Source organism: Bradyrhizobium sp. STM 3809 (assembly GCF_000239795.1).
Classification (GTDB): Bacteria; Pseudomonadota; Alphaproteobacteria; order Rhizobiales; family Xanthobacteraceae; genus Bradyrhizobium.
Window position 1 is genome coordinate 1 of sequence record NZ_CAFJ01000470.1, and the last position, 6,145, is coordinate 6,145.

A 6,145-nucleotide genomic window follows, 5' to 3' on the forward strand; every position below is an offset into this window, starting at 1 on the left:
GCGCCCTCTCCCCTTGTGGGAGAGGGCATGTAGGACAGTGCAGCAAGCTCGGTTGGGTGAGGGGTATGCTTCTCCGAGCGCTACTCGCGGAGAGATACCCCTCACCCAAGCGGGTGCGTTGATAGGCTGGCGATGCCCTCTCCCACAAGGGGAGAGGGCGCTGTATCGGGCAGCGCACTTGGTGGCACCGTTAGTCCAAAGCATTGCGCTTCGAGGTGGGCACACTGCCGCCTTCGGCGGCTGCTTTGCCCACCCTACGAAGGGGCGATCACACCGCCTCGTCGGCGATCCCGTTGCGCAGCAGCCCGATGCGGTCGATCTCGACCTCCACCACGTCGCCCGGCTTCATCCACAGCGGGGGTGTGCGGCGGGAGCCGACGCCGCCGGGGGTGCCGGTGGCGATGACGTCGCCGGGCTCGAGGCGGGTGAAGGACGAGCAATATTCGATCTGGCGCGGGATGTCGAAGATCATCTGGCTGATCGTCGCCTCCTGCACGACCTCGCCGTTGAGCCGCGTCTGCAGCCTGAGCGGGCCGAGATCGTCGATCTCGTCGGCGGTCACCAGCCACGGGCCGAACGCGCCGGTGCCGGGGAAGTTCTTGCCCGGCGTGAACTGATGCGTGTGGCGCTGGAAGTCACGCACGCTGCCCTCGTTGTAGCAGGCATAGCCGGCGATGTGCTGGAAGGCTTTGCTGCGCGGGATGTAGCGGCCGGGCTTGCCGATGACGATGGCGAGCTCACCCTCGAAATCGAGATCGGTCGAGACACGCGGGCGGATGATGTTCGTGAGGTGCCCGGTCTGGCTGTTGGCGAAGCGGCCGAACACGGTCGGGTTCTCGACCTCCGAGCGGCCGGTCTCCTTGCGGTGGGTCTCGTAGTTCAACCCGATACAGAGGATCTTGTCCGGGTTCGGGATCACCGGCAGGAAGGTGATGGCCGACAGGGCATGCCGCTTCGCGCCGGCCGCGGCGGTCGCCGCCTCCTTCAGCGCGTCCGCGGCAATCGCCGATTTCAGGTCCGGGAAGCGATCGCGCAAGGCGGCGCCGAGATCGGCGATCTCATCGCCCTCGACCAGTCCCCAGGACGTGACGTTGTTGATCTCAAAGCTCGCGAATTTCATGGGATGTCCTCTGGTCAGGTCGAGACCGCCGCGACGGCGGAGGGGGAGGTCGGTTGCTGCGCATTCCGCGCGAAGCGCGCGATGGTGCGCTCCGGGAAGATCAGCGCAAAGGCGGAGAGGGCACCGACGATGAGCACGCCGGCGGTGAAGGTCATGGCGTGGGCATAGCCGAGCGGCGCGTTGCCGCCGGCCTCGCCGACGATCCAGCCGGTGAGCGCGTTCGAGACCAGCGCGGAGGCCGCATTGCCGGAATAGATCACGACGATCAGGCGGCCGCGCTGCACGGCCGGCGCGATCGCGCCGAGCGCCACGGGACCGAAGATCGTGGTGAGGCTGGGGGCTGCGAAGGCGATGGCGACGCAGGCGAGCTGCAGCGGGCCCGTGGTGACGATGCTGAGCAGCAGGGCGCAGCCGGCGGCGAGCAGTGCCAGCCCCGAGGCATGGCCGAGGCAGGCGCGCAGGCTGAAGCCGCGGCGCTGCAAATATTGCGTCAGCCAGGAGCCGCCGAGCAGCAGCGGCGACTGGAAAAGATAGATGCCTGAGATGATCCAGCCGACCTCGACCTGCTTGTAGCCGAGCCCGAGCTGCAGAAAAGGCGGCAGCCAGGTCGCGGACATGCCGACGATCCAATACGATGCGGTCGACATGATGATGACGCCGATCACGGTCGCATCGCCCCACAGCACGCGCGCCGGCAGCGCCTTGTCGCTGGCCATGGCCTGCGGCGCCTGCGCGGAGTAGGGGCCTTCGCCGCCGACGAAGAACCAGCCGAGCATCCAGGCAAGCCCGAGCAGGCCGCAGAACAGGAAGCCGGTGCGCCAGCCGTAATTGACGATGACATAGGTCAGGATCGGGCCGCCGGCGAGCAGGCCGACGCTGATACCCTGCAGCACCACGGCGCTCGGCACGCTGCGCTTGTCCTGCGGAAACCAGTTGTAGCAGGCATGCAGCGCCGTCGGCAGGCCGGGACCTTCGCCGGCGCCGAGGATGATGCGGCAGATCACCAGCACGGCGATCGAGCCGGAGAAGAAGATCGGCAGCTGCGTTGCCGACCAGATGCCGGCCATGATCAAGAGCAGCCATTTCACCGGGAAGCGGCCGACCACGAACATGCCGACGGCCATGCCGGACAGCGAGAACAGCAGGAAGAAGCTGCTGCCGATCAGGCCGAAATCCTTCGGAGTGAGGCCCAGCTCCTTCATCATCGGCACGGCCGACAGGCCGAACACCAGCTTGTCGAAGAAGTTGAGCGTCTGGAACAGGAACAGCATGACGAGGACGGCGATGGCGCGTCCCCCTGCTGATCCGCTCGTCGTATCCGTCGGTGTCGTCATGGCGCTTCCCCGTTCGATGTTGTTGTTATGATCAGTTCAGTCGGTCGTGCAGCTCGCCCAGCAGTGCCGTGAGCTCCGGCGCGTCCCTGGCGACGCCGTAGACGTAGTGGTCGGGCCGCACCAGCGCGGCGCAGCAGCCGTGGCGTTCGAACCAGCGCGCGACCACGCCGCTTTCCTCCTGCAGACCGCTGCCGCCGATGGTGACGGCGGTGATCCCGGCCGGCGGGGGCGCGGCGTCATGGGCGATGTCCGCGCGGCCGTCGCGAACGAGACGCCAGCCGCTGCCGGCGATGGTGTCGAGCAGCGCGCGGCCGCCGTCGCTGACGATCCAGGGCTGCGGAAACAGCGTGCCGTTGGCGGCATTCGGCTTCGACGCGAGCAATCCTGTCGTCAGCGGCGGCACGATCTCCTGCCGGGTGATGGTGCGCGGCGCACCGCCGCCCTCGGCGAGGATTCGCGCATCGCGCGCCGCGGCGGCCACCGGATCCTGCTCGCAGATGACGCGGCCGATCGCCTTGATGCGCGTCGTGAGCTCGCGCACATGGGTGCCGCGCTCGGCCTCGTAGCTGTCGAGCAGCGTGTCAGGTGACTGGCCGCGCAGCACACGGACGAGCTTCCACGAGAGATTGGCGGCGTCGCGCAGGCCCTGGCACATGCCCTGGCCGATGAACGGCGGCTGCTGATGCGCGGCATCGCCGGCCAGCAGAACGCGGCCCTGCCGCCAGCGGTTGGCGACGAGAGCATGGAAGCGATAGCTCGCCGCGCGCCACAGCTCGCCATCGTCGGGAGAGAGCCACGGAGAGAGCAGTTGCCAGACCTGCTCCGGCCGCTCCATCGCATGGCGGTCCTCGCCGGGACGGAGCATGATCTCGAAGCGGCGGTGGTTGCCGGGGCCGATGATGTAGGTGGTCGGCCGTGCGGGATTGCAGAACTGAGCGGCGGTCTTCGGCAGCTTGCCGGCACCGCCGGCGTTGACGTTGATATCGACCACCAGCCAGGGCTCGTCGAAGTCGAGATCGTCGAAGCTGATGCCGAGTTTCTGGCGGACGGTGCTGGAGGCGCCGTCGCAGGCGATGACGTAGTCGGCCGTGACGTCGCGCGTGGTACCGTTGTCCTGCTGCAGGACGACCGTCGCGCGCTGCGCATCCTGCCGGATATCGACCAGCGTCGTGCCGAGCTCGACCGTCACCGACGGACAGCCGGCGACACGGTCGCGCATCACCTGCTCGACCGGCGGCTGGGTGAACACCATGCTCGGCGTATAGCCGAGCGGGTAGGGCTCGCCGACCATGTCGATGCGGCGGATCAATTGCCCCTGCGCGCCGAAATGCTCGGAGGCGGGAAATGGTGCGACGAAGCGGCCGACTTCAGCGGCGATGCCGAGATTGTCGAACAGCCGCATGATCTCGTGATCGAGCGCGATCGCGCGGGGCTTGTCGTAGATGTCGCGGGCGCGGTCGATCGCGAGCGTGGAGATGCCCTCGCGGCCGAGCAGGCTCGCTGTGACGGCGCCGGTCGGACCGAAGCCGACGATGACGACCCGATGGTGTTCTGCTGACGATGCGGACATGGCTCTTGAATCGTTGGCTGGAAGGATCAGGACGCGAAACCGACCGCGAGTTGCGCGGCCTTGACGTGATCGGCCTTCGGCGGCGCAATGCCCCATTGATCGGTGCGGCCGGGCGGCCAGACCCAATGCTCCGGTCCGCGCACGATGTAGTCGTCGTCGACCTGCAGCACCTCGGCGGTGTATTCGATCACGGTGCCCTGGGGATCGATGAAATAGGCGAACACGTTGTCGCCCGGCCCATGGCGGCCCACCCCCCAGGCGATCGGATAGCCGGCGTCGATCATGCGGCCGGCGCCGCGCATCACGCCCTCCCAGGTCGGCATCAGGAAGGCGACGTGGTTGAGGCTGTTCACCTTGGCGCTCGCGATGACCACCGCATGGTGGTCCGAATTGCAGCGCACGAAGGCCATCGCGGCCGAGCGATCCGTCAGCTTGAAGCCGAGCGCCTTCTCGTAGAAGGCGGCGGTGCGGTCGACGTCGGTGCTGTTGAGATTGACGTGGGCGAGCCGCTCCGGCAACTCCGGCCGCGATGGCCTGGCCTCGTGCGTGAGGTCGCCGTGGACGAAGCGCAGCGTGCAGCCTTCGGGGCTGCGCAGGCTCAGGATCACGCCGCCATCCGGCGCCGGGTTCGGCGCGGCGGCTGCGATCAGCGTCGCGCCCTGATCGATGGCGTTGCGCGCGATGGCCTCGAAATCAGTGGCCTCGGCCAAACGGAACGTCACCGCCTTCAACTCGGTGCGGTCGCTCCGGTGCAGCGCGACGACGTGATGGTCGCTCCCGGTCGCGCGAAGATAGACGACGCCGTCCGCCGTGGCCACGGGCTCCAGCCCCCACACCTCGCGATAGAACGCTTCGGAGCGCCCGAGATCGGGCGTGCCAAGGTCGACGCTGCGCAGAGCCGTGACCGGAAATCGGGTCATGGACGAGTCCTCCGGCGCGGTCTCCGCGGAGCGACGCGCGATGTTCTTGTGCGGTGGCCGGCGAGCCGGCTCGACCTTTTTATTACATAAAAAATCGAAATCAATCATAATTTATAAATTTTATGTTTCGAGGCCAAGCTCTATACATAGGCGGCGATTCCGAGGGGAGACCGAACGTGGACGCGGTGATCGAGGCCGAAGGGCAGGGCCCGTCGACCCAGGCAAGCCATGTGTATGACCGGTTGCGCGAGGACCTGCTGTCCGGGCGGCTGGCACCGTCGCGCAAGCTGCAGATGCGCTTCCTCACCGAGGCGTATCAGACCGGCCAGACGCCGCTGCGCGAGGCGCTCAATCGTTTGACCGCCGACGGCCTTGTCGAGGTCCGCGAGCAGCGCGGCTTCTACGTCAAGGACATCAGCCGCGCCGAGCTCGCCGAGCTGACCAAGACGCGCTGCTGGGTCGAGGCGCTGGCGCTGCGCGAGTCGATGAAGGCGGCGACGCCGCAATGGGAGGAGCGGCTGGTGCTGGCGCAGCATCGGCTGAGCCGCGCGCCGCGCTCGCTCAGCGCCACCACCTTCGAGGACAATCCGGAGTGGGAACGGCTGCACCGCATCTATCACCGCGTCCTGATCGACAACTGCGGCTCGCAGTCGCTGATCGCGTTCTGCGGCCAGCTCGCCGACCAGCTCTATCGCTATCGCCGGCTGTCGATCCGCAAGGCGTTCCCGTCACGCGCCGTCGGCGACGAGCACGCCGCAATCGTGCAGGCGGTGCTGAACGCGGATGTCGACGGCGCCATCACGCGGCTGACAGCGCACTACCAGCGCACGGCCGACGTCATCCTGCAGGACGAGACGATCTTTCCGGAGTTGAAGGCGAACGGCGGGGAGGGCTAGGCCTCGCGACGCCCGCCGAGCATCAGCTCCAGCGCGATCCTTCGTACATCCCCCGTATGCTCCGGGACGCGCCGGCTCTTCCCCCTCGTCATTCCGGGGCGCGCAGCGCGAGCCCGGAATCCATAGCCCGACTGCCAGCGGGGCCGACGCGTGTGCCACGCCCATCTCGCGCCTCATCTCCGCCTGTGGGTATGGATTCCGGGCTCGTTCGCGCTGCCTCAAAATGGCTGCGCCATTTTGCGCGCGAACGCCCCGGAATGACGCGTGGAGAGAGTTGCGCGCATTCTCCCCTGGTCATTCCNGGG

The 6,145-nt window shown here is 67.6% G+C and carries 5 protein-coding genes; 1 reads left to right on the plus strand and 4 read right to left on the minus strand.

What is annotated here, in order from left to right:
• Positions 1-268 precede the first annotated feature (268 nt).
• The 4 genes from BRAS3809_RS21720 to BRAS3809_RS21735 are packed head-to-tail and all read right to left on the minus strand — an operon-like array spanning position 269 to position 4,944.
• The gene (locus BRAS3809_RS21720) at positions 269-1,120 is read right to left on the minus strand and encodes a fumarylacetoacetate hydrolase family protein (protein ID WP_008964182.1); all 852 of its coding nucleotides are present in this window, start codon (positions 1,118-1,120) and stop codon (positions 269-271) included.
• Positions 1,121-1,134: 14 nt separating this feature from the next.
• Positions 1,135-2,454: an MFS transporter gene (locus BRAS3809_RS21725; RefSeq protein WP_008964183.1), complete on the minus strand. Its 1,320-nt coding sequence runs from the start codon at positions 2,452-2,454 to the stop codon at positions 1,135-1,137.
• Between the two features lie 31 nt (positions 2,455-2,485).
• The gene (locus tag BRAS3809_RS21730; RefSeq protein WP_008964184.1) at positions 2,486-4,024 is read right to left on the minus strand and encodes a bifunctional 3-(3-hydroxy-phenyl)propionate/3-hydroxycinnamic acid hydroxylase; all 1,539 of its coding nucleotides are present in this window, start codon (positions 4,022-4,024) and stop codon (positions 2,486-2,488) included.
• 26 nt (positions 4,025-4,050) lie between these two features.
• Positions 4,051-4,944: a VOC family protein gene (locus tag BRAS3809_RS21735; protein WP_008964185.1), complete on the minus strand. Its 894-nt coding sequence runs from the start codon at positions 4,942-4,944 to the stop codon at positions 4,051-4,053.
• 176 nt (positions 4,945-5,120) lie between these two features.
• Between BRAS3809_RS21735 and BRAS3809_RS21740 the strand changes: the two genes are divergently transcribed.
• Positions 5,121-5,840: a GntR family transcriptional regulator gene (locus tag BRAS3809_RS21740; RefSeq protein WP_008964186.1), complete on the plus strand. Its 720-nt coding sequence runs from the start codon at positions 5,121-5,123 to the stop codon at positions 5,838-5,840.
• Positions 5,841-6,145: the final 305 nt, after the last annotated feature.

Coding starts and splice junctions, on each gene's coding strand:
- BRAS3809_RS21720 (WP_008964182.1), bottom strand. CDS start 1,120: ATGAAATTCGCGAGCTTTGAGATCAACAACGTCACGTCCTGGGGACTG.
- BRAS3809_RS21725 (WP_008964183.1), bottom strand. CDS start 2,454: ATGACGACACCGACGGATACGACGAGCGGATCAGCAGGGGGACGCGCC.
- BRAS3809_RS21730 (WP_008964184.1), bottom strand. CDS start 4,024: ATGTCCGCATCGTCAGCAGAACACCATCGGGTCGTCATCGTCGGCTTC.
- BRAS3809_RS21735 (WP_008964185.1), bottom strand. CDS start 4,944: ATGACCCGATTTCCGGTCACGGCTCTGCGCAGCGTCGACCTTGGCACG.